The sequence below is a fragment of the Psychrobacter sp. 1U2 genome, from assembly GCF_051847575.1.
Window position 1 is genome coordinate 1 of the sequence record NZ_JBPYDC010001184.1, and the last position, 676, is coordinate 676.

At 40.7% G+C, this 676-nt stretch carries 2 protein-coding genes; one reads left to right on the forward strand and one right to left on the reverse strand.

Features of this window, described 5'->3' with window-relative positions; translation table 11 throughout:
* On the forward strand, positions 1-446 hold a 446-nt coding region (locus ACS8FD_RS21090), incomplete at its 5' end, for a riboflavin kinase (protein WP_439277305.1).
* Positions 447-524: 78 nt separating this feature from the next.
* Here ACS8FD_RS21090 and ACS8FD_RS21095 read toward each other — a convergent pair.
* Positions 525-676 (reverse strand): DUF2789 family protein (locus tag ACS8FD_RS21095; RefSeq protein WP_439277306.1); only part of this gene is annotated, 152 nt, incomplete at its 5' end.

Below are 676 nucleotides of genomic sequence, written 5' to 3' on the forward strand. Positions count from 1 at the left end.
CAGGATCGGTTGTCAGCGGAGATAAAATCGGTCGAACGATGGACTTTCCCACCGCTAATATAAATCTGGATCGTTTAAAGCCTGCACTTCATGGTATTTTTGCTGTTGATGTGGTCAGTCTTGATGATAAAGGCAGAATAATACCCCATGGCTTGGCAAAACTGGCTACGGGTAAGAAAACAGGTGTGGTAGGCCTACGTCCGCATAGCTTGTTTGGTACTGCAAATATCGGTATCAGACCTTCTATTAATAAAGCACATAACTGGCGCTTGGAAGTGCATTTTCCAGAGTTTGAAGGCGATTTGTACGATCTAACCTTACAAGTACGCTTTTTGCATTTTTTGCATGGTGAACGGCGCTACGAGAGTTTAGAAGACCTTAAAGCAGGTATTCATCAAGATGTTAAAGAATTACTTGAATGGCGAGAGCATCAACAAATAAGTTAAAGAGCGCAACTTGTTTGCAGATAAAAAGCCCACAAGCTGTAAGGTTGTGGGCTTTTTTAATTCATCTGTTGTTTTACTCTAAGCGTCTGGATGCAAGCGTACATTTAATTCATCAATCGTCTCAACCCACACTGCATCTTTTTGCCATTCTTCTTGCAAAAACATACGCTGATTATCATTCCAAATATGAGCATCGATCAGCTCTTCTTCTTTTGCTAATTGGTTCTTTT